This is a genomic window from Streptacidiphilus alkalitolerans (assembly GCF_042511045.1).
Lineage (GTDB): Bacteria > Actinomycetota > Actinomycetes > Streptomycetales > Streptomycetaceae > Streptacidiphilus > Streptacidiphilus alkalitolerans.
In genome coordinates this window covers 31,156-50,932 of sequence record NZ_JBHEZX010000022.1, presented here as the reverse complement: position 1 = coordinate 50,932, position 19,777 = coordinate 31,156, and the positions used below count along the sequence as shown (strand labels likewise).

Annotated in this window: 16 protein-coding genes; 7 read left to right on the top strand and 9 right to left on the bottom strand. The window is 72.6% G+C overall.

What is annotated here, in order from left to right:
- Positions 1 to 63 precede the first annotated feature (63 nt).
- Positions 64 to 735, bottom strand: a complete 672-nt coding sequence (locus ACEZDG_RS33575) for a TetR/AcrR family transcriptional regulator (protein WP_380517373.1) — start codon at positions 733 to 735, stop codon at positions 64 to 66.
- 231 nt (positions 736 to 966) lie between these two features.
- Here ACEZDG_RS33575 and ACEZDG_RS33570 point away from each other — a divergent pair, with 231 nt between their 5' ends.
- Positions 967 to 2,187 carry an MFS transporter gene (locus tag ACEZDG_RS33570; protein WP_380517371.1) on the top strand — a complete coding sequence of 407 codons (1,221 nt, stop codon included), beginning with the start codon at positions 967 to 969 and terminating at the stop codon, positions 2,185 to 2,187.
- Between the two features lie 130 nt (positions 2,188 to 2,317).
- On the top strand, positions 2,318 to 3,619 hold the full coding sequence (locus ACEZDG_RS33565) for an MFS transporter (RefSeq protein WP_380517368.1): 1,302 nt from the start codon (positions 2,318 to 2,320) through the stop codon (positions 3,617 to 3,619).
- On the opposite strand, the gene ACEZDG_RS33560 is transcribed toward ACEZDG_RS33565, so the two are convergent.
- Together ACEZDG_RS33560 and ACEZDG_RS33555 are read right to left on the bottom strand one after the other, a co-directional pair.
- Positions 3,560 to 4,945 carry a M16 family metallopeptidase gene (locus ACEZDG_RS33560; RefSeq protein WP_380517365.1) on the bottom strand — a complete coding sequence of 462 codons (1,386 nt, stop codon included), beginning with the start codon at positions 4,943 to 4,945 and terminating at the stop codon, positions 3,560 to 3,562. The two genes, ACEZDG_RS33565 and ACEZDG_RS33560, sit on opposite strands and share 60 nt — an antisense overlap.
- Entirely contained in the window at positions 4,942 to 6,339 is a 1,398-nt protein-coding gene (locus tag ACEZDG_RS33555; protein WP_380517362.1) for a M16 family metallopeptidase, read from the bottom strand. Before ACEZDG_RS33555 ends, ACEZDG_RS33560 begins: the two co-directional genes overlap by 4 nt.
- Before the next feature lie 269 nt (positions 6,340 to 6,608).
- Here ACEZDG_RS33555 and ACEZDG_RS33550 point away from each other — a divergent pair, with 269 nt between their 5' ends.
- The 3 genes from ACEZDG_RS33550 (at position 6,609) to ACEZDG_RS33540 (ending at position 10,445) form a co-directional block, all read left to right on the top strand.
- The gene (locus ACEZDG_RS33550; RefSeq protein WP_380517359.1) at positions 6,609 to 9,062 is read left to right on the top strand and encodes a DNA gyrase/topoisomerase IV subunit A; all 2,454 of its coding nucleotides are present in this window, start codon (positions 6,609 to 6,611) and stop codon (positions 9,060 to 9,062) included.
- Positions 9,063 to 9,368: 306 nt separating this feature from the next.
- Positions 9,369 to 10,052 (top strand): DUF6082 family protein, encoded by a 684-nt coding sequence (locus ACEZDG_RS33545; protein WP_380517357.1) that lies wholly within the window; start codon positions 9,369 to 9,371, stop codon positions 10,050 to 10,052.
- A 156-nt stretch (positions 10,053 to 10,208) separates the two neighbouring features.
- Entirely contained in the window at positions 10,209 to 10,445 is a 237-nt protein-coding gene (locus ACEZDG_RS33540; protein ID WP_380517354.1) for a hypothetical protein, read from the top strand.
- Positions 10,446 to 10,452: 7 nt separating this feature from the next.
- Here the strand turns inward: ACEZDG_RS33540 and ACEZDG_RS33535 are convergent, their stop codons facing one another.
- A complete protein-coding gene (locus ACEZDG_RS33535) occupies positions 10,453 to 11,997 on the bottom strand; it encodes an IucA/IucC family protein (protein ID WP_380517351.1) in 1,545 nt (514 codons plus the stop codon).
- Between the two features lie 121 nt (positions 11,998 to 12,118).
- Between ACEZDG_RS33535 and ACEZDG_RS33530 the strand changes: the two genes are divergently transcribed.
- Complete coding sequence (locus ACEZDG_RS33530; RefSeq protein WP_380517349.1) at positions 12,119 to 13,693, top strand: IucA/IucC family protein; 1,575 nt, start codon at positions 12,119 to 12,121, stop codon at positions 13,691 to 13,693.
- Between the two features lie 16 nt (positions 13,694 to 13,709).
- A complete protein-coding gene (locus ACEZDG_RS33525) occupies positions 13,710 to 14,627 on the top strand; it encodes a sucrase ferredoxin (protein WP_380517346.1) in 918 nt (305 codons plus the stop codon).
- A 168-nt stretch (positions 14,628 to 14,795) separates the two neighbouring features.
- On the opposite strand, the gene ACEZDG_RS33520 is transcribed toward ACEZDG_RS33525, so the two are convergent.
- The 5 genes from ACEZDG_RS33520 to ACEZDG_RS33500 form a co-directional block, all read right to left on the bottom strand.
- On the bottom strand, positions 14,796 to 16,397 hold the full coding sequence (locus ACEZDG_RS33520; protein ID WP_380517343.1) for a solute symporter family protein: 1,602 nt from the start codon (positions 16,395 to 16,397) through the stop codon (positions 14,796 to 14,798).
- On the bottom strand, positions 16,394 to 16,831 hold the full coding sequence (locus tag ACEZDG_RS33515; RefSeq protein WP_415860287.1) for a DUF485 domain-containing protein: 438 nt from the start codon (positions 16,829 to 16,831) through the stop codon (positions 16,394 to 16,396). The genes ACEZDG_RS33520 and ACEZDG_RS33515 overlap by 4 nt, the downstream gene beginning before the upstream one ends.
- Before the next feature lie 421 nt (positions 16,832 to 17,252).
- A complete protein-coding gene (locus ACEZDG_RS33510) occupies positions 17,253 to 17,972 on the bottom strand; it encodes a response regulator (RefSeq protein ID WP_380517339.1) in 720 nt (239 codons plus the stop codon).
- A 39-nt stretch (positions 17,973 to 18,011) separates the two neighbouring features.
- Complete coding sequence (locus ACEZDG_RS33505; protein WP_380517336.1) at positions 18,012 to 19,175, bottom strand: sensor histidine kinase; 1,164 nt, start codon at positions 19,173 to 19,175, stop codon at positions 18,012 to 18,014.
- An 18-nt stretch (positions 19,176 to 19,193) separates the two neighbouring features.
- Positions 19,194 to 19,682 (bottom strand): DUF1453 domain-containing protein, encoded by a 489-nt coding sequence (locus ACEZDG_RS33500; RefSeq protein ID WP_380517334.1) that lies wholly within the window; start codon positions 19,680 to 19,682, stop codon positions 19,194 to 19,196.
- Between the last annotated feature and the right edge of the window lie 95 nt (positions 19,683 to 19,777).

Here is a 19,777-nt window from a genome sequence, read left to right as displayed (position 1 = left end):
TACGGCACGCGCTCGGTTGCGCGCCGGTGCTCTGTCGCTGTTGTTCCGGTCGAGCCGGTGTGGTCAGTGGTGCTGCATGCGCGTGGCCACACAGCTGTCACGGAGGTCATCGAGAGTGGCCGGCCGTCCGGCGAGGATGGAGCGCTGTGGCGTCCGCAGCCCGTCGAGGACGAGCTGGAGGTGCCGGTGGACGAAGTAGCCGTGGTCCGCGGGTGCGGCGCCCGGCAGCGGACGGGCGATCTGCGAAGCGATGATCATGATGTCGCCGGGGCCCACGTCCGTACGCATGGTTCCCTCGGCCTGGGCATGGTTGACGACGCCAGTGACGACGATGTCGAGGCGGTCGCGTGCGGCCTGGAGGTCCGGCTGGGCCAGGTCCATCCAGTCGGAGAGCATGGGGCACAGGGCCCCGATCTTCCATTCGACGGCCCCGTGCACTATGGCTTCCAGCGCCGTGAAGGCGTCGGGGGCGTCGTTCATGATCGCCTCGGCCTCGTCGGCCATGGTGGCGAGAACGGAGAGAACGACGCTGCGGATGAGCTCGCGCCGGTCCGGGAAGTGCCGGTAGAGCGTTGCGTTGCCGATGCCGGCGCGGCGGGCGATCTCGTCCAGCGGGACGTCGGGGCCGAACTCGATGAATGCCTCCTGCGCCGCGGCGACGATGCGCTCACGGTTGCGGGTGGCGTCGGCACGCAGCCGGGGGGCGGCACCGCGGGTGACGGCTTGCGTGACCATGGAGCACTCCTCTGCTGACGTGTCGGCGGCCGACATAGTGGCCCTGGTGCTACGGGTGTGTTGCTACGAGGTTACCGATCCGGGGATTCGGTCCCCGTTTCCGTAAGTCAATCAGCTAAACGGGGAGAGGGTCCCCAGAAATTGCACAGCTGGACGTGAGCTACGCCACATTTTTAGTCGTCGCAGCTCAGCAGCGGTAAGGTCCGCGAGCGACCAGGGGAGGTCTAGACCATGACAGCAGAAGCGACCATCGGTGCCGCGCTCACCCGGATCGGCGGGACCCTGCAGCGCCGGGACTTCCGCTGGTGGTTCGGCAGCCAGGTGGTGTCCGCATCCGGCAATGCCACCCAGGTGGTGGCCCTGTCCTGGGTGGTGTTGCAGCACACCGGGAACGCCTTCTGGCTCAGCGTGCTGATGGTGTGCAGCTGGGGACCGATGCTGCTGCTCGGCCCCTGGGCCGGAGCACGGGTCGACCGGCACGACCGCCGCCGGATCCTGCTGCTCACCCAGTTCCTGCTGATGCTGTCCGGCCTGCTGCTGAGCCTGCTGACCGCGGTCGGCTCGCTCACCCTGTGGATCATCCTCGGCATGTCCCTCTTCGGCGGCGCGGTCACCTCCCTGGACTCACCGGCCCGCCAGGTCTTCATCGTCGACCTGGTCGGCAAGGACGGCCTCGCGGGCGCGGTCGGCCTCTGGGAGGTGGTGGTGAACTCCTCCCGGGTGCTCGGCCCGGCGATCGGCGGCGCGCTGCTGGCCACGGTCGGCCCCGGCGCCTGCTTCCTGGTCAACGCCGTCGCGCTGCTGGCCCCGCTGTACGTGCTGTGGCGGCTGGTCCCCCCGGCCGACGCGGAGCACGTCCGTCCGCCCAGGGAGCGCGGCGCGATCCGTTCCGGGCTGCGCTACGCCTGGGGCAACCCCACCGTACGGGCCTGCCTGCCGATGGCCGCGGCCGGCGGGATGCTGTTCACCATGGGCATCGCCCTGCCGGTGCTGGCCACCCGCACCTTCCACCTCGGCGGCGGCGGGTACGGCGCGCTGCTGGCCGCCTTCGGCCTCGGCGCGCTGCCCGGCGCCCTGTTCGCCGCCGCCACCCAGGCCCCCACCGGGCCGAGGGTGCGCACCCTGGCGCTGGCCACCGGCGGCTCGGTGCTGCTGGTCGCCTACTCGCCGTTCCTGGTGCTGGCCTTCGCGGCGATGGCACTGGCCGGCTTCACCTCGATCTGGTTCATCGCCACCGCGAACACCCTGGTGCAACTGCGGTCCGCGCCGGAGATGCGGGGCCGGGTGATGGGCCTGTGGGGCATGGCCCTGCCCGGCACCGTGCCGATCACCGGCTTCGCGGTCTCCGCCGTGATCGAGACCCTGGGCGCCCGGTCGGGCTTCGCCTGCTCCGGTGCGGCGATGCTGGTCACCGCGCTGCTCGGGTGGAAAGCCCTGGCGGACCGCGACTGACACCCCGTAGGCTCTGTCCCATGTACCGCTCCGGACCGCACTAGACGGACTCGTAGCCCGCCCCGCCCGCTGAGGGCGCCGGGTGGCGACGCTCTCTGTCCTGTCTGCGTCCACGTGTCCGGAGAATCCCATGTCACGCCCTCTCGGGGGCAGTGCGTCCTATCGCGCTGTCCTGCTGCTCCCCCATGCCCTCGGCCTGTTCGCCGCCGCCATGCTGGCCCGGCTGTCCTACGGACTGCTGGGCCTGCCGCTGCTGCTGACGCTGCGCCAGGCCACTGGCTCCTACGCCGTCGCCGGAACCGCCGCCGGTCTCTTCGGCCTGGTCAGCGCGGTGCTCGGGCCGGCCAGGGCGCGCCTGGTCGAGCGGCGTCCGCGCACCCTGATGCTGTTCGCCGTCCTCTATGCCGGGCTGCTCGCGGTGACCGCCGCGACCGGCCGGACCGGGGCCGCCCCCTGGTTCGCGATCACCCTGGCCGGAGTCACCGGCCTGTTCCCACCCCCGGTCGGCCCGCTGATGCGAGCCCTGTGGGGCCGGCTCGCGGCCGACCCGCGGCAGCGGCAGCGGGCGCTCAGCCTGGACACCGTCTCCGAGTCCACCGTCTTCGCCGCGGGTCCGGCCCTCGGCGGGGCGCTGATCGGCGCGGGGTCCGCGCCGCTGGCGCTGACGGTCTGCGCGGGGCTGGTCCTGGTCGGCTTCCCGGCGCTCGCGAGAGCGCTCCGGCGCGCACCGGCCCGGCTGCGCCCGACCGACCGCGCAGCCGGCACAGCGGGCCGCGCGGCGGACCCGCGCCCGGCGCGCGGCCCGCTGCGCCGACCGGAGTTCGCCGTCATGCTGCTGGTCGTGCTCGGCTCGGCCTGCGGCCTGGCCGTGCTGGAGATCGCGTCCGTGGCCAGTTGGGGCGCGGGTACCGCAGGCACGCTGCTGACGCTCAGCTCGGTGGGCGGGGCGGTCGGCGGGCTGGTCTACGGGAAGCGGAGCTGGCGGTCCTGGCCCGGACGCCGGCTGGCGCCACTGGCCGTCGCTGGCGCCGTCTGCTTCGCGCTGCCGGCCCTGCTGCCGGCGGTCCCGGTCGCCGCCGTCGCCTTCCTGGGCCTGGGGGTCTGCGCCGACCTGCTGCTGATCACGGCCTATCTGCTGGTGGACGCGCTGTTCCCGGAGGGCTCCCAACTGGAGGCCGGGGCCTGGGTGAACACCTGCTACAACCTCGGCATGTCCGTGGGCACGGGCTTCGCGGGGGCGCTCCTCGACCGTTCCGGCGCGACGGCGGTGTTCACCGCGGCAGCGGCCGTGGCCGGGCTCGCCGCCGCGGCGGCGGTGGCGGGCGGAAGGGGGTGCTTCCGCTCACCACCGCCGCCGGGCACCGACGCTGCGTCAGGCGTGCACGACGGTGACCTCGCCGAGGCCGATGTCCTTGAGCGGAGCGGCAATTGATGCCGCGTCACCCACCAGGACGGTGACCAGCCGGTCCGGCGGGAAGGCGGCCACCACGGCGGCCGTCGCCTCGGCCGTGCTGGTGCCCGTCAGCCGGCGGTAGACCTGCGCCTGGTAGTCGTCGGGGAGGCCCTGCTCCACCTGGTCGGCCAGGGTGGAGCAGACCGCCGACGCGGTCTCGTAGCGCAGCGGCGCCACTCCGACCAGGTTCTGCACGGCGATGTCGCGCTCCTCGTCGGTGAGGCCCTCGGCGGCGAGGGTGCGCAGGATGGCCAGGGTGTCGGTGAGCGCCGGGACGGTGGACTCGGTGTCCACCGATCCGGAGATCGCCAGCATCGCCCGGCCGCTGCCGTCCGCCGCCGAGCGCAGCGGCTGGGCGAAGGCGCGGACCCCGTAGGTGTAGCCCTTCTCCTCGCGCAGGACCTTGTCGAGGCGCGAGGTGAGGGTGCCGCCGAGGCAGTAGGTGCCGAGGATCTGCGCGGCCCAGGACGGGTCGTGCCGGTCCGGGCCGATCCGGCCGATCAGCAGCTGGGTCTGCACCGAGCCCGGCCGGTCGACGATGATCACGCGGCCGGTGTCGTCGGCGGTGACCGGCTCGGGGAGGGAGGCCTCGGCCGGGGTGCCGGTCCAGTCGCCCAGGGTGGCCGCGAGCACGGCGTCGAAGTCGACGGCGGAGAAGTCCCCGACGATCACGGCCGTCGCGGTGGACGGGCGCACGTGCGCGGCGTAGAAGTCGGCCACGGCCGCGCGGTCGATGTCCTTGACCGTGTCGGCGGTGCCGGCCCGGGGGCGGGAGATCCGGTCGGCGGCGTCGAAGAGGTCGCCGTAGAGCGCGAACGCGGCCCGGCGGCCGGGGTTGGCGAGCTCGTGCACGATCTCGTCCAGCCGGTTGGCGACCACCCGCTCGATCTCGGCCTCGGGCAGCGCGGGGGCCCGCACCGCGTCGGCGAGCAGGGTCAAGCCGCGCTCCAGCCGGGAGGCCGGGACCTCCAGCGAGAGCCGCAGCGAGCTGTGGTCGGCGTGGGCGTCCAGGTTGGCCCCGGCCCGCTCCAGCTCGGCGGCGAACTCCTCGGCGCTGAGGTCCCGCGTCCCCTCGGAGAAGGCGCGGGCGAGGATGGTGGCGACACCGTCCAGGCCGGCCGGCTCGGCCGAGAGCGGGGCGTCCAGGATGAGTTCGACGGCCACCAGCTTCTGGCCGGGGCGGTCGCAGCGCAGCACGGTGAGCCCGTTGGGCAGGGTGCTCCGGGTCGGTGTGGGGAACGCCCAGGGGGTGGCCTCGCCCGGCTCGGGGCGGGGGTGGAAGGTCATCGTGGAGGCGATGGTCATCGGTTCACGTCCTCGGAGTCTGCGGCGTCGGAGTCTGCGGCGTCTGAGTCGGCGTCATCGGCGTCTGCGTCTGCGTCGGTCGGCTGCGCGGGCTCGTACGTCAGCACGGCGCGGTTGTCCGGGGTCAGATAGCGCGCGGCCACCGCCCTGACCTCCTCCGCCGTCACGTCGAGCACCTTCGCCAGCGCGCCGTCCACCAGCTTGGGGTCGCCGAACAGCACCGCGTAGCGGCACAGTTCGTCGGCCCGCCCGTTCACGGTGTCCAGCCGGTCCAGCCACTCCCGCTCGATCTGCGCCTGGGCGCGCTCCAGTTCCTCCGGCGTGGGGCCCTCGGCGGCGAAGCGGGCGAGCTCCTCGTCCACGGCGGCCTCGACGGTGGTGATCTCGGCCTCGCCGGAGGTCTTGGCGTCCAGCCAGCCCAGCGAGGGCGCACCGGCCAGGCGCAGCAGCCCGAACCCGGCGGTGACCGCGGTGCGGTCGCGGCGGACCAGCCGGTTGTAGAGCCGGCTGGACTCGCCCGAGCCGAGGATGGTGAGCGCCAGGTCGGCGGCGTCGGCCTCGCGGGTGCCGTCAAGCGGCAGCAGGTACGCGGCCATCAGCGCCTGCGAGGGGACCTCCTCCACCAGGTGCTGGCGCAGCGGCGCCACGCCGTCGCGGACCACGGTGCTGCCGTCGCGGGGCGGGCGCTTGCCGTCGTGCGAGGGGATGCTGCCGAAGTACTTCTCGATCCACAGCAGGGTCTGCTCCGGGTCGATGTCGCCGACCACCGAGAGCACCGCGTTGTTGGGCGCGTAGTAGGTGCGGAAGAAGTCCTGGGCGTCGGCGAGGGTGGCCGCGTCCAGGTCCGCCATCGAGCCGATCGGGGTGTGGTGGTACGGATGGCCGTCCGGGAAGGCCATCGCGACCAGGCGTTCGAACGCGGTGCCGTAGGGCACGTTGTCGTAGCGCTGGCGGCGCTCGTTCTTGACCACCGCGCGCTGGTTGTCCAGTCCCGACAGGTCGAGGGCGGACAGCAGCGAGCCCATCCGGTCGGCCTCCAGCCACAGCGCCAGCTCGACCTGGTGGGTCGGCATGGTCTCGAAGTAGTTGGTGCGCTCGAAGCTGGTGGTGCCGTTGAGCGAGCCGCCCGCGCCCTGGACCAGCTCGAAGTGGCCGTTGCCGGGAACGGACGCGGAGCCCTGGAACATCAGGTGCTCGAACAGGTGGGCCAGGCCGGTGCGGCCCTTGACCTCGTGGCGGGAGCCGACGTCGTACCAGAGGCACACGGCCGCGACCGGGGTGAGGTGGTCCTCGGAGAGCACCACCCGCAGGCCGTTGGCCAGGGTGTGCTCGATGATGCCGGTTCCGTCGATGGCTGCGGTTCCGTCGGTGGTGCTGTGGGCCGGGTGGGCCATCCGCTCGTCGTCCTTCCGCTCGGTAGCTGCTGCGTGCCTCGTACTGCTGCGTGCCTCGTGCTGTGTGCCGCATGGTGCTGCGTGCCTCATTGTGGTCCAACACAGGTCCAACGAAAGACCGTCCCGGACCGTGCGGCTGTTCGCTGCGAGCGTTCCCCGCAGGTCCGTGCAACAGCCCTGTCACGGGACTGTCGGCGCGAGGGGCCACAATGGGGCCCGTACCCGATACGTCCGTCATAGATCCGTGAGTGCAAGGGAGCCCCGCCGCGATGGCCCGCCGCAGTTCGCAGACCCCGCCGCCCGAGGATTTCGAGGAGCGGATCCTCGACATCGACGTCGTGGACGAGATGCAGGGCTCCTTCCTGGAGTACGCCTACTCGGTGATCTACTCCCGTGCGCTCCCCGACGCGCGGGACGGCCTCAAACCGGTCCACCGCCGGGTGCTGTACCAGGCCAACGAGATGGGCCTGCGCCCCGACCGCGGCTATGTGAAGAGCGCCCGCGTGGTCGGCGAGGTGATGGGCCGGCTGCACCCGCACGGTGACGCCTCCATCTACGACACCCTGGTCCGGATGGCGCAGCCGTTCTCGATGCGGCTGCCGCTGATCGACGGTCACGGCAACTTCGGCTCGCTGGGCAACGACGACCCGCCGGCCGCGATGCGCTACACCGAGGCCAGGCTCGCCGCCGCGTCGATGGCGATGGTGGAGTCGATCGACGAGGACACCGTCGACTTCGCCCCCAACTACGACGGCAGCGAGCAGGAGCCCGGGGTCCTGCCCTCCGCCTTCCCGAACCTGCTGGTCAACGGCTCGTCAGGGATCGCGGTCGGGATGGCGACGAACATGCCGCCGCACAACCTCGGCGAGGTGGTGGCCGCCGCCCGGCATCTGATCAAGCATCCGAGCGCCGACCTCGACACCCTGATGCGCTTCGTGCCCGGCCCCGACCTGCCCACCGGCGGCCGGATCGTCGGCCTGAGCGGGATCAGGGACGCCTACGAGAACGGCCGCGGCACCTTCAAGATCCGCGCCAAGGTCTCGGTGGAGGACGTCACCCCGCGCCGCAAGGGCCTGGTGGTGACCGAGCTCCCCTACACGGTGGGCCCGGAGAAGGTCATCGCCAAGATCAAGGACCTGGTCAACGCCAAGAAGCTGCAGGGCATCTCGGACATCAAGGACCTGACCGACCGCTCGCACGGGCTGCGGCTGGTCATCGAGGTGAAGAACGGCTTCGTCCCCGAGGCGCTGCTGGAGCAGCTCTACAAGCTGACCCCGCTGGAGGAGTCCTTCGGCATCAACAACGTGGCCCTGGTCGACGGCCAGCCGCTGACGCTGGGTCTGAAGGAGCTGCTGGAGGTCTACGTCGACCACCGCTTCGAGGTGGTCCGCCGGCGCTCCGAGTTCCGCAGGACCAAGCGCCAGGACCGGCTGCACCTGGTCGAGGGCCTGCTGGTGGCCCTGATCGACATCGACGAGGTCATCCGGATCATCCGCGGCAGCGACAACACCGCGATGGCCAAGGACCGGCTGATGGAGCACTTCGGCCTGTCCGAGACGCAGACCCTCTACATCCTGGAGACCCCGCTCCGCCGGCTCACCCGCTTCGACCAGGTCGAGCTGGAGGCCGAGCAGGAGAAGCTGCGGACCGAGATCCTCGGGCTGACCGAGATCCTGGAGTCGGACACCCTGCTCCGCAAGGTGGTCTCCGACGAGCTGGCCGCGGTGGCGAAGAAGTTCGGCACCGAGCGGCGCACGGTGCTGCTGGAGAGCGGCGCGGTGGCCGCCGCCGCGGTGCCGCTGGAGGTCGCGGACGACCCCTGCCGGGTGCTGCTCTCCTCGACCGGGCTGCTGGCCAGGACCTCAGACGAGATCAGTCCGGCGGACGGCGACAGCGGCCGGGCCAGGCACGACCTGGTGGTCTCCACGGTCACGGCGACGGCCAGGGCCGACATCGGCGCGGTCACCTCGGCCGGACGGGTGCTGCGGCTGCCGGTGATCGACCTGCCGTCGCTGCCGCCCAGCTCCAACGCCCCGGTGCTCTCCGGCGGCGCGCCGGTCGCCGAGTTCCTCAAGCTGGACGCGGGCGAACGGGTGCTGGCGCTGACCACGCTGGACGAGTCCTCCCCCGGCCTGGCCCTGGGCACCGAGCAGGGCGTGGTCAAGCGAGTGGTCCCGGACTGGCCGGAGAACAAGGACGAGTTCGAGGTGATCGGCCTGCGGGACGGCGACCGGGTGGTCGGCGCGACCGAGCTGCGCACCGGCGAGGAGGAACTGGTCTTCATCACCTCCGACGCCCAGCTGCTGCGGTTCCAGGCCGCCCAGGTCCGCCCGCAGGGGCGCCCGGCCGGGGGCATGGCCGGAATCAAGCTGGCGGACGGCGCCCGGGTGCTGTCGTTCACGGCCGTGGACCCGGCCGCGGACGCCGTGGTGGTCACCGTCGCCGGATCCACCGACGCGCTGGACGGCCTCGGCGGCCTGGGCACCGCGAAGGCCACCCCGTTCGACCAGTACCCGCGCAAGGGGCGGGCCACCGGCGGGGTGCGCTGCCAGCGCTTCCTGCGCGGCGAGGACAAGCTGGTCCTGGCCTGGGCCGGGGCCTCCCCCGCCCGCGCCGCGACCGCCAACGGCTCCCCCGCCGAACTCCCCGGCCGTGACCCCCGCCGCGACGGCTCGGGCGTCCCCCTGGCCAAGCAGATCGCCGCGGTGGCCGGCCCGGCGTAGCGGAGTGACGATGCGTCAGGCCGGTGCGAGGCGAATCCCGTACGCACCTGCCTGACGCACCATCATCTGGCGTCCCCCGCTTGGCTCCTGGCCCGCGAACCAGCACTCCGGCGTCGTTTCCAGGCTGCCGTGCAGGGCATCACAGGAGGGAGGCGTCGGGGCGAAACCGTCTCACCTCTGGCGCTCGTGGCCGGCCGACCAGTGTTGCTCGGCAGCCATGCGCAGCACATCCACCCAGGCGCGCTGTGAGTTCCCGCCCAGCGGAAGTTCGCTGAGTCGCGCCCCGGCAGGATTCGGGGGTCGCCGATGGACAGCACCGAGGGCACGGCAGGAACGGTCTGGCAGTACACATGGAAGGTCCTGGTCGCTCTGATCCTGCTCGCCGTCATCGCCGTGGCGTGCGTGGCTCTGAGCGGCTGGATGAACGACTCCGTCGTCTCCCTCTCCGGAAGCATGGGCCGGGCGAAAGACCTCGGCACGGTGGGGCAGTACTTCGACGCCGGCAGCGCTGTCTTCTCGGGCATCGCCCTGCTCCTGGTCATCGTCACCACAGTGATGCAGCGTCGGGAACTGGCGATGCAGCGCGACTCCCTGGGGAAGTCGCAATGGGAACTCCACCGCTCGGCCGAGACCGAGATGCGCAAACTGCACATGGACCTGATCAAGATGGCGATCGACGACGACTCGCTCGCAAAGCTCTGGTCCTACGACGACAGCATCCCCGCCGAGCAGGTCCGGCAGTACCTCTACGCGAACCTGATCTTCTCCCACCTCCTCCTCAACCACGAACTGCACGTCATCGACGAAACGAACATCCTCGGACACATCCACGGGGTCGCCAGGAGTCCGATCTTCCGGGAGTACTGGGTCGCCAGCGCATCGGCCAGAGCCCTGCTGAACCAGGAATCGACGGAGTACAAATTCGGACAACTGATCGATAGCATTCTGCAACAGCCTCCCGATCCTCCGGACGGGTTGCGAGTGGCCTGACGGGTGACTGGGGACTACTCCGGATGGAGCAGTGAAAGTTGCCAACTTCCGCTGCACAAGGGTTTGATGAGGTGCCATCATGGCGACCTGGGGCCGCCGTTGATGCGTCGGGCCAGGACGCATGCCCGTCGCTGGAAAGTTCTCGGAAGTCACCCTGTGGACATTGTGCGCAGAATTGGGGCGAGCCCCAGAGAGCGCGGAAGCGCAACTGGCCAGACCTGCCCGGATATCTTTGAGCTCTCCGACGGCCGGTTCGCCGTCATCGGCACGGAGATGACGGCAGCGCTCGACGGCCTCCTGCCCGCCGACGCGGGGCGTGCCGACTACGAGAAGATCGTGGTCATCAGCAGGGAGACCCTGCTCCGGGCCAAGGCGGACATCCCCGACGTCTGACGCTGCGTCAGCGGGCCAGCGGGTTGGGCAGCGGGGTGTAGGCCGAATCGCCGCCGTCCGCGCCGGTCCAGCGGAGCAGGAGGTTGGTCTTCGCCGGGACGGTCGGCGCGGCCAGCAGGTCGGCGACCTCCTGGTGGTCGGCGTAGGCGGCGAAGACCGGGCGGGCCAGCGGCCAGAGCGCGGCGGCGGTGCCGGGGCGGCGTTCGGCGACCGCCCCGGCGATCTCCAGCAGATGGTTCGTCACCAGGCAGTAGACCAGCCGCTTCCAGCCGTCGGCGGCGGAGAGCCCGGGGGTGGGAACGTCCGGGCCGAGGCTGCCCAGCAGTTCGCCGTGCCACTGCCGCAGCAGTTTGACCCCCTCGTGGTCGCGGAACACCGCGCGGTCGGGGAAGCCCTCGGCGTCCATCCCCACCAGGACGTTCTGCAGATGGCACTCCAGGACGACGCCGTGCCGCAGATAGGCGTGCAGCACCGGGGGCACCACCTGCTCGACGTAGCGGCGCCACCAGCGGAGCGCGGACGCGTCGTCGGCCAGCCGGTCCAGCGGGCTGCCCGGGAAGCCCTCGCTGAGCCCGGCCGCGAGCAGCGGCGGATCCTCCGCTCCGCCGAACCCGGCCCGGACCAGCACCGCGAACGCCTCGTAGCCGTCCACGCCGCCGACCGCCGCCGTCCGGTAGCCGTGGTCGGCGAGCATGGCGGCGGCGCCGGGGGCGTCGCCGAAGCTCTTCGCCAGCACCTCGTCGACCGGGACCAGCCAGCGCAGGTCGCGCAGCCACAGCCGCCTGATGTCATTGGTGATCCGCACATCCAGGCTGAACTTCAGGAAGAGGTCGGCCCCGGGCAGGTACACCGTGCGGATCGAGGAGGTCGCCCAGGCGAGTTCCGGGGTCGGTCCGAGCACCCGCAGCCGTCCGTCGCCCAGGGCGGCGTCCAGGGCCGGATGGCGGTCCAGCAGCCGGAGCTGCCAGGGGTGGGCGGGCAGGATCCGGTAGCCCGCCGGGGCCCGGTCGCCCCAGAGCTGGTCCAGCACCGCGCTGTCGCCCTCCCCCGCGAGCAGGTCCTCGCGCACGGCCAGCAGGGTCAGTGGGAAGGCGGCGTACGCCTCCGGCGCGTACGGCAGCCAGGCGCCGGCCGGGCCGCCGCCCCGGGTCTTGGCGGCGGGGTGCTGGCGGTGGCCGGCGACCAGGGCCTGCTCCGAGCGCAGGAACAGGTCGTCGGGCGGGCTGAGCCGGGCACGGGCGGCGAGCAGCTCCGCGATCACGTCCCGGCTGTCCGCGATCTCACCCGCGAGCGTGGTGTTGTCCGTCCCGGTGCGGGCCCGCAGTTCGCTCGCGGCGACGGCGACCAGCCCGTCCAGCGAGAGCGCGGTGGACCGCCCCCGCGCGTCGACCAGTTCCGGACGGCTCGGCCGACGCCCCGGACGGACCGTCAGCCGCTGCCCGGTGGCGGGCAGCAGCAGGCCCTCGCCGTCGGGCACGGCCAGCTCCCGGACCACGCAGCTGAGCAGCGCCGTTTTCGCCAGGTCATCCGCCCGCCCCTCGCTCACGCTCATCCCGCCGACCTCTCCCAGCTGCAGTGTTCCGACCCTCTGGACCAGTCTCCTGCGGTGATCCACGGCAAACCCTGGTATGACCTGACTCATGCTTCCCGATCCGGGTTCGCCGGAGACCCCAGTGGAAACCGCCTTCGCCGAGGAGTTGGCCGCCGTCCGTCCGGACCTGGTGCCCGCCTTCCGTGCGGCCCTGCCGGGGGCCAGGGCCGCCGTGCTGGCCCGGCTGTGGCGCTCGCTGCGGTTCGAGCGGCTGCCCGGCGCCGCACAGCACCGGCTGAGCGGACCCGAGGTGCGAGGCTACGACGTGGGCGCCCCCAAGGACGAGTTCGAGGTGTGGGCGGACGGCCGCGGCTTCCGGCATCCGGCCCGGCTGGTCGGCGCGCTGGGCCTGATCGGCGGGGAGGGCTTCGCCGCTGAGTTGGAGCACAGCACGGCCTCGCTCGCGCTCTCCCGCGCCGGTGCGCCCCCGCGCGGCGGCGGGGCCGACCGGGCCGACGCCGGCCTGGTCGGGTACGAGCAGAGCGTGGTGGACGGCCATCCCTACCACCCCTGCTGCCGCAGCCGCCCCGGCTTCACCGTCGCCGACCAGCTGGCCTACGCCCCCGAGCACCGGCCGGTGGTGCAGCTCGGCCTGGTCCCGCTGCCGCCCTCGGCCTGCACGGTGGTCGGCGACTGGCCGGATTCGCTGCGCGACGGCCGGGGGCGACTGCTGCTGCCGGCCCATCCCTGGCAGCTCCGCGAGGTGCTGCCGGAGCTGGGCTTCCCCGCCGCGGAGGGCCCGCTGGCCGCGGACCCGCTGATGGCGGTGCGGACGCTGGCCCCGGTCGGCGGCGGCCCGCACATCAAGACCGCGCTGTCGCTGCGGATGACCTCCTCGGTGCGGGACATCTCCGGCGGCTCGGTGCTGACCAGTTCGGCGCTGTCGGCGCTGCTGGCGGCGGTGACCGACCGGCTCGGCGGGGACCTGCTGATCACCCGCAACCTGGCCGCGGCGAGCGGCCACACCGGCGCGGGGAGCGGCGGGAGCGCCGGGGGCGCGGCGGACGGGCTCAGCCCGGACCTGGCGGTGCTGCTGCGGGAGTCCCCCGAGATCCACGCCGGCCCCGGCGAGCGGGTGCTGCCGCTGGCGGCGGTCACCGCGGTCCCGGGCGGGGGCGACCCGGTGGCCTGGCTGGGCGCGCTGGCCCGGCTGGCCTGGCCGCCGCTGCTGCGGCTGCTGTCCTGGGGGGTGGCGCTGGAGGCGCACGGCCAGAACCTGCTGGTGGTACTGGACCGGCAGGACCGGCCGCAGCGGCTGGTCTACCGGGATCTCGCCGATGTCCGGGTCAGCCCGGCCCGGCTGGCCGCGATCGGGGTGCGCCCGGTCGGCCTCGGCGGCCGTGTCCTCGACGACGATCCGGCCGTGCTGCGCCGCAAGCTGCTGGGTTCGCTGCTCGGCGGCACCCTCAGCAGCCTGGTCGCCCAACTCGGCGGCGGCGTCCGCACGGTGGAGCACGAACTGTGGGCCGTGGTGGCCCAGGCAGCGCGGGAGGCGGCCGGGGTGCTGGTCGCGGAGGACCGGCGGGCGCTGCTGGAACAGCCGCTGCCGGTCAAGGCGCTGAGCCTGATGCGGCTGGCCGAGCAGCCCCCGGGTGACCAGTGGACCCTGCTGCCCAACCCCCTTGCAGCAACCCGGGGCGGAAAATCAAGCCGGTAAGGCTAACCTTGCTTGAGTGAGCACCTGCACCACCCTGTCAAGGGAACTGATTGAGCCAATGAGCGGCACTGCCGCCACGGGCGCCACCTGGCTGCTGCTGGAGCAGCCGGGCCCCTGGGGTGCCAAGGCCCTCACCCAGAGCCACCTGGACCCTGAGTTCGGCCGCGCGCTCGAGGCCCGGGCCAAGGGCACCGGGCTGCGGATCGCACTGATCCGCCGTCCCGGACGCCATGCCGACGCGCCGCCCGCGCCGAGCCGGCAGGTCTACCTCGCGCACACCGCCCCCGGCCGCTCCTGGATCCGCGAACTGGTCCTGGACGACCCCGCGGAGCTGCTCGGGTACGACTTCGCCGCGCTGGCCGCGGGCGACCACGGCGGTATCGGCCAGGAGTACCGGGGCGAGCCGCTGGCGCTGGTGTGCACCAACGGCCGCCGTGACCGCTGCTGCGCGCTGCTCGGCCGCCCGCTGGCCGCCGAACTGGCCGCCAGCGGCCACGCCCAGGTCTGGGAGGTCACCCACCTGGGCGGCCACCGCTTCTCCCCCACCATGCTGGTGCTGCCCTACGGCTACGCCTACGGACGGATGTCCGCGCACACCGCCAAGGAGATCCTGGGGGCCACCAGGGAGGGGCGGATGGTCCCGGAGTGGTGCCGGGGCCGTTCCTCCTGGGACCGCCCGGGCCAGGCCGCCGAACTGGCCGTCCGCGAGCAGATCGGCGAGGACCTGGCAGAGGCGCTGACGGTCCGCCAGACCCCGGTCGACGCGGACACCTGGTCCGTCACGGTCGCCCACGGCGACGGCCGCAGCTGGACCGTGCGGGTCCACCGCAGCGCCGCCGAAACGGCCCGCTCCGAGAGCTGCCTGAAGCTCCCCACCAACCCGGACCGCTATGACGTCGACACCGGCGGTCTTTTTGTTCAGACGGCAAAGTAACTGACCCCGAGAGAGCCGAAGTGCCGACGCGGAACCGGTTGCAGGCGTTACGCTGGAACTGCCTCCGGGCGCGCCTCCCCCGTCGCGCCCGGAGGCCTCGTCACGTCCGGGGCCCTGTGGCCGGAACCGTCCGCCCGGCCGGTCCGCCGGCCCCTCCGTCCACGCGGTTCACACCGCGCCGGCGCCGGTGAGCGAGCGCACTTCCAGTTCCGCGTAGGCGTCCGGATCGGCCCGCTCGCGGGAGGTGACCGTGCCCAGCCAGCCGAACAGGAAGCCGCACGGGATCGAGACGATCCCCGGGTTCTGCAGCGGGAACCAGTGGAAGTCCACCCCGGGGAAGATCGCGGCCGGGCTGCCCGAGACCACCGGCGAGAAGACCACCAGCACCAGTGCCGGGACCAGCCCGCCGTAGATGGCCCAGGTGGCGCCACGGGTGGTGAAGCGGCGCCAGAACAGGTTGAACAGCAGCGCCGGGAGGTTCGCCGAGGCCGCCACGGCGAAGGAGATCCCCACCAGGAAGGCCACATTGAGCTTCTGTGCGTACAGGCTGAGCACGATGGCCAGCGCGCCGATCACCACCGCGGCGATCCTGGCCACCACCACCTCCTGGTGCTCGGTCGGCGGTTCCTCCTCCGGGTGGCGGAACGCCCTGGCCCACAGGTCGTGGGCGAAGGAGGCGGACGAGGCCAGGGTGAGCCCGGCGACCACGGCCAGGATGGTGGCGAAGGCCACCGCCGAGGTCAGTGCGAAGAGGATCGTTCCTCCATTGCTGCCGGCACCGCCGCCGAGCACCTCCGACAGCAGCGGCACCGCGGTGTTCCCCGCCTCGTTGGAGGCCTTCACCGCGGTGGCGCCGACCAGCGCCGCCGCCCCCAGCCCGAGCACGATGGTCATCAGGTAGAACGAGCCGACCAGCCCGATCGCCCACATCGCCGACCGCCGCGCCGCCCGCGCCGTGGGCACGGTGTAGAAGCGGGCCAGGATGTGCGGCAGGCCGCCGGTGCCGAGCACCAGGGCGATGCCCAGGCTGACGAAGTCCAGCCGGTTGGTCGCGCTGCCGCCGTACTTGCGGCCCGGTTCGAGGTAGCTGTGCCCGTAGCCGCTGCCGTGCGCGGCGGAGCGGGCCAGCGTGCCCAGGTCGCCGTGGAAGCGGATCAGCACCAGCACGCAGAGCCCGGCCGCACCGGCCATCAGCAGCACGCACTTGACGATCTGGATCCAGGTGGTCGCCTTCATCCCGCCGACCGTCACATAGACCACCATCAGCGCCCCCACGCCGATGATCGCCCAGGCCCTGGCCTGGCTGGAGTGCAGCCCGAGCAGCAGCGACACCAGACTGCCCGCGCCCACCATCTGCGCCAGCAGGTAGAACAGCGACACCACGATCGAGGAGATCCCGGCCGCCGCCCGCACCGGGCGCTGCCGCATCCGCATCGCCAGCACATCGCCCATGGTGTAGCGGCCGCAGTTCCGGACCAGCTCGGCGACCAGCATCAGCACCACCAGCCAGGCCACCAGGAAGCCGATGGTGTAGAGCAGGCCGTCGTAGCCGTAGAGCGCGATCAGACCGGTGACGCCGAGGAACGAGGCGGCCGACATGTAGTCGCCGGAAATGGCGAAACCGTTCTGCAGGGGACTGAAGTCGCGGCCCCCCGCGTAGAAGTCCTCGGCCGCGCGGTTGCGGCGGCCGGCCCAGGCGGTGATGCCCAGGGTGACCACGACCACCACCACGAAGAGCACGGTGGCGAGGCTGCCCGCACCGCCGCTCACCGGAGCCGGTCCTGGGTCTCCCAGCGCAGGCCGAGTGCCATGCGGTCCCTTCGGTCGCGGGCGTGCCGCGCGTAGAGCCAGGTGATCAGGAAGGTGCTGGCGAACTGCAGCAGGCCGAGCACCCAGGCCACGTTGAACGGGCCCGCGACCTGGCGGTCCATCAGCGCGGGGAGGGTGACAGCGGCGATGATGTAGAGCAGGTACCAGGCCAGGAAGGCGGCGCAGGCCGGGAAGACGAAGCTGCGGTACTCCCGGCGGATCTCCTGGAACTCCTCCCCCGCCTGGACATGCCGGTACACCGCGGCGGCGGACTCCGCCGCCGGCGGTTCCGGGCCCGGGTCCGGCTCGGGACCGGCACCGAACCAGGAGCTGGGACCGGGGTCGGGCTCCGGCTCCACGGCCCGGACCGGCGCGGCCTGCACCAGCTCGGCCATGACCTCGGTCGGGGCCTCGGCCTCAGCCGCGGTCTCGGCGGCAGCCCCTGCCTCGGCCTCGGCCCTGACCCCGACCCGTGCCTCGGGCACCGGGACCTCCGCGAACGGCGCGGCCTCGGAGACCGCCTCCGGCGGGCGGGCGGCCCGCTGCTGGGGCGCCGCCCACCAGTCGAACCCGCCCCCGCCCTGCTCCGGACCACCCCCTGCGGGCATCCCTTCGTGCGGCGCCGACGGCTCCTGCTCCGTGGGCGTCGATGTGGATTCCCGATGTCTCAACAACTGTGCTCCCGCGTCGATGGAGTGACGGGAGCCCCCTGTCGTGCCTGGGAGTGCGTGGCTGACCCGCCGCCTCCAGGATGGTCAGCGGGCCGTGCTCATGTGGTCCGGTGTGCGGACGTTCACTCCATCAGGTGAAGTAGCGTCACCCCTCCCGTGACAGGCCGTGACGGTAGGCGTAGCCGACCGCCTGGGCCCGGTCCCTGACCCCGGTCTTGGCGAAGAGGTTGTTGATGTGGGTCTTGACCGTGGCCATGCTGACGAACAGTCGGGTGGCGATCTCGGTGTTGGACAGGCCCTCCGCGATCAGGCCCAGCACCTCCGCCTCACGCACCGTCAGACCGTCCGGCAGCCCCCGTGCTGCCGCCGAGGCCGGCGGGAGCACGGGCCCCGGCGGGACGGCGGTCGTGCTCGGCGCAGCCGGTGCCGGTGCCGCCGTGGCCAGCCGTTCCAGCAGCCGCGCCTGGATCCGCGGCGACAGCCCCGCCGCACCGGACCGGACGTCGGTGATGGCCCTGGCGATCTCCTCCGCCCCGGCGTCCTTGGTCAGATACCCCCGGGCGCCCGCCTCCAGCGCGGGGAACAGCGAGTCGTCGTCGGCGTAGGTGGTCAGCACCACCACCTCGGTCTCCGGCCGCGCGGTCCGGATCCGCCTGGTCGCCTCCACCCCGTCGCAGCGCGGCATCCGAAGGTCCATCAGGACCACGTCGGGGGCCTGTTCGGCGGCCAGTGCCACCGCCTCCTCGCCGTCCGCCGCCGCGCCGACCACCTCGATCCCCGGCAGCAGTCCGAGCAGCATCACAATGCCCTCCCGCACCACCTTCTGGTCGTCCGCGACCAGCACCCTTACCGCCTTCTCGCTCATGCCCTCACCTTAGGGGGACCGTTCGAGGACGGGTGTACCTCAGCCCGCGGGCAGCGTCAGCAGGACCCGGAAGCCCTCCGCCTCGGGTGCCGCGACCAGCGATCCGCCCAGCAGTTCGGCGCGTTCGCGCATCCCCAGCAGCCCCAGGCCACTGCCGGCCGTCGCGAGTTCACCCGCGGGTCCGCCCTCGGCCGCGCCGTTCACGACCTCCAGTTCGACCGTGGCGTCGAGGTACGACAGCCGGAGCGCGCAGGACGCGCCGGGGGCGTGCTTGCGCACATTGGTCAGCGCCTCCTGCGCCGTGCGCCGCACCGCGACCCCGGTCTCGGCCTCCAGCGGCCGGGGCAGCCCGTGCACCTCCAGCGTCGCGCCCGGAAGTTGCTCGACCAGTTCCTTCAGGTAGTCGCCGACCGGGGCGAAGTCCCCGCGCAGCGCGGACAGCGCCTGCCGGGTCTCGGCCAGGCCGTCCTGCGCCATCCGCCGGGCGGCGACGATGCGTTCGCGCAGCTGCGCCCGGTCCGCCCCGGCGTCCAGCATCAGCCGGGCGGCCTCCAGGTGCACCAGCTGCGCGGAGAGGCTGTGGGCCAGGACGTCGTGGATCTCCCTGGCGATCCTGGACCGCTCAGCGAGGGCCGCGGCCTCCGCCTCGGCGGTCCTGGCCGCCCGCTCCTGCTGCAGCAGCCGCTGGGTGGACCCCCGGGCCTCCCAGTCCAGCCGGATGACGTAGCCGAGCACCCCGAGGCCGAAGATGATCGCCGCGTTCCCCAGCCAGGAGTCGGGGTCCGGCACCAGCAGCAGGAACAGCAGCGCGGCCAGGCTGGTGGCCGGTACCGCGACCACCAGCGGCAGCCGCTGGGTGCTGCCGATGGCGAGGCAGCAGATCAGGACGATTCCCAGGGCCGGGGCGTGGTTCACGGTGGCGAACAGGGCCTGCGCCAGCACCAGCGCCAGCCAGCCGAGCGAGCGGCCGATCCGCTTCTGCGGCACGGTGTGCAGAAAGGCCCAGAAGCCGCCCATGCCGACCGCCGCGACCAGGCCGACCTGCCACTTCTCCGGACCGCTGAGGTCGCTCTGGGCGTAGGTGGTCCACAGCGCCGCACCCAGGCCGAGATAGCGCCCGGCCAGCCCGACCCAGTGCCGGGGGGCGGCGAGGCCCTCGCGTTTGAGGGCTTCCGCCGAGGGCCACTCGGTCCAGTTGTCCACAGCGTTCCTGTCTGTCCGTCAGCCTGCGGCAGTGACACCGTACGACGGGCCGACCTCACGTGCCCGCCAGGTCACCACCGCCTTGCGCACCAGCAGGACGGCGGCCAGCGAGAGCATCAGCGCGCCCTGTCCGCTGGCGACCCCCAGCGCGGAGGCCAGCAGGTAGAGCAGCACCCGGACCACGATCATGCCGGTCCAGGCGAAGGCCGTGGCCCTGGTTCCCTTGTACCAGACGGCGCCGGACGCATCACGCCAGATCCGGGTGGTGAAGCCCCAGGCGAAGCCCATGCCGACCTCCACGACGATGCCGATCACCAGCAGCGCGGCAGCGGCGGCCTTGTGCGTCGGGTCCACCAGGTTGCCGTCCCGGAAGGCCAGCACGGCCAGCAGCGCCGGGACGACCAGCATCCTGCGGCCGTCCGCGCTCACCCGCCGGGGTTGGAACTGGCGGGCGACGACATAAACGACGACCACCACGACCAGTGCGACGTTGGCTGTGCTGTTCATGACCTGCTCCAAGGTGGGTGCCTGGTTCCTACACCTCGGAATCTACGGATCCGGCCGCTCAGCGGCCTCGGCGCAGGGGTGGAAGCGCGGATGGA

What these genes read in the sequence shown, in the direction of transcription:
- ACEZDG_RS33545 (WP_380517357.1), top strand. Translation starts at nt 9,369, where the DNA reads ATGGACAGCACCGAGGGCACGGCAGGAACGGTCTGGCAGTACACATGG.
- ACEZDG_RS33560 (WP_380517365.1), bottom strand. Translation starts at nt 4,945, where the DNA reads ATGACCATCGCCTCCACGATGACCTTCCACCCCCGCCCCGAGCCGGGC.
- ACEZDG_RS33555 (WP_380517362.1), bottom strand. Translation starts at nt 6,339, where the DNA reads ATGGCCCACCCGGCCCACAGCACCACCGACGGAACCGCAGCCATCGAC.
- ACEZDG_RS33575 (WP_380517373.1), bottom strand. Translation starts at nt 735, where the DNA reads ATGGTCACGCAAGCCGTCACCCGCGGTGCCGCCCCCCGGCTGCGTGCC.
- ACEZDG_RS33550 (WP_380517359.1), top strand. Translation starts at nt 6,609, where the DNA reads ATGGCCCGCCGCAGTTCGCAGACCCCGCCGCCCGAGGATTTCGAGGAG.
- ACEZDG_RS33570 (WP_380517371.1), top strand. Translation starts at nt 967, where the DNA reads ATGACAGCAGAAGCGACCATCGGTGCCGCGCTCACCCGGATCGGCGGG.
- ACEZDG_RS33565 (WP_380517368.1), top strand. Translation starts at nt 2,318, where the DNA reads ATGTCACGCCCTCTCGGGGGCAGTGCGTCCTATCGCGCTGTCCTGCTG.
- ACEZDG_RS33510 (WP_380517339.1), bottom strand. Translation starts at nt 17,972, where the DNA reads ATGAGCGAGAAGGCGGTAAGGGTGCTGGTCGCGGACGACCAGAAGGTG.
- ACEZDG_RS33500 (WP_380517334.1), bottom strand. Translation starts at nt 19,682, where the DNA reads ATGAACAGCACAGCCAACGTCGCACTGGTCGTGGTGGTCGTCGTTTAT.
- ACEZDG_RS33535 (WP_380517351.1), bottom strand. Translation starts at nt 11,997, where the DNA reads ATGAGCGTGAGCGAGGGGCGGGCGGATGACCTGGCGAAAACGGCGCTG.
- ACEZDG_RS33515 (WP_415860287.1), bottom strand. Translation starts at nt 16,831, where the DNA reads ATGGCCGAGCTGGTGCAGGCCGCGCCGGTCCGGGCCGTGGAGCCGGAG.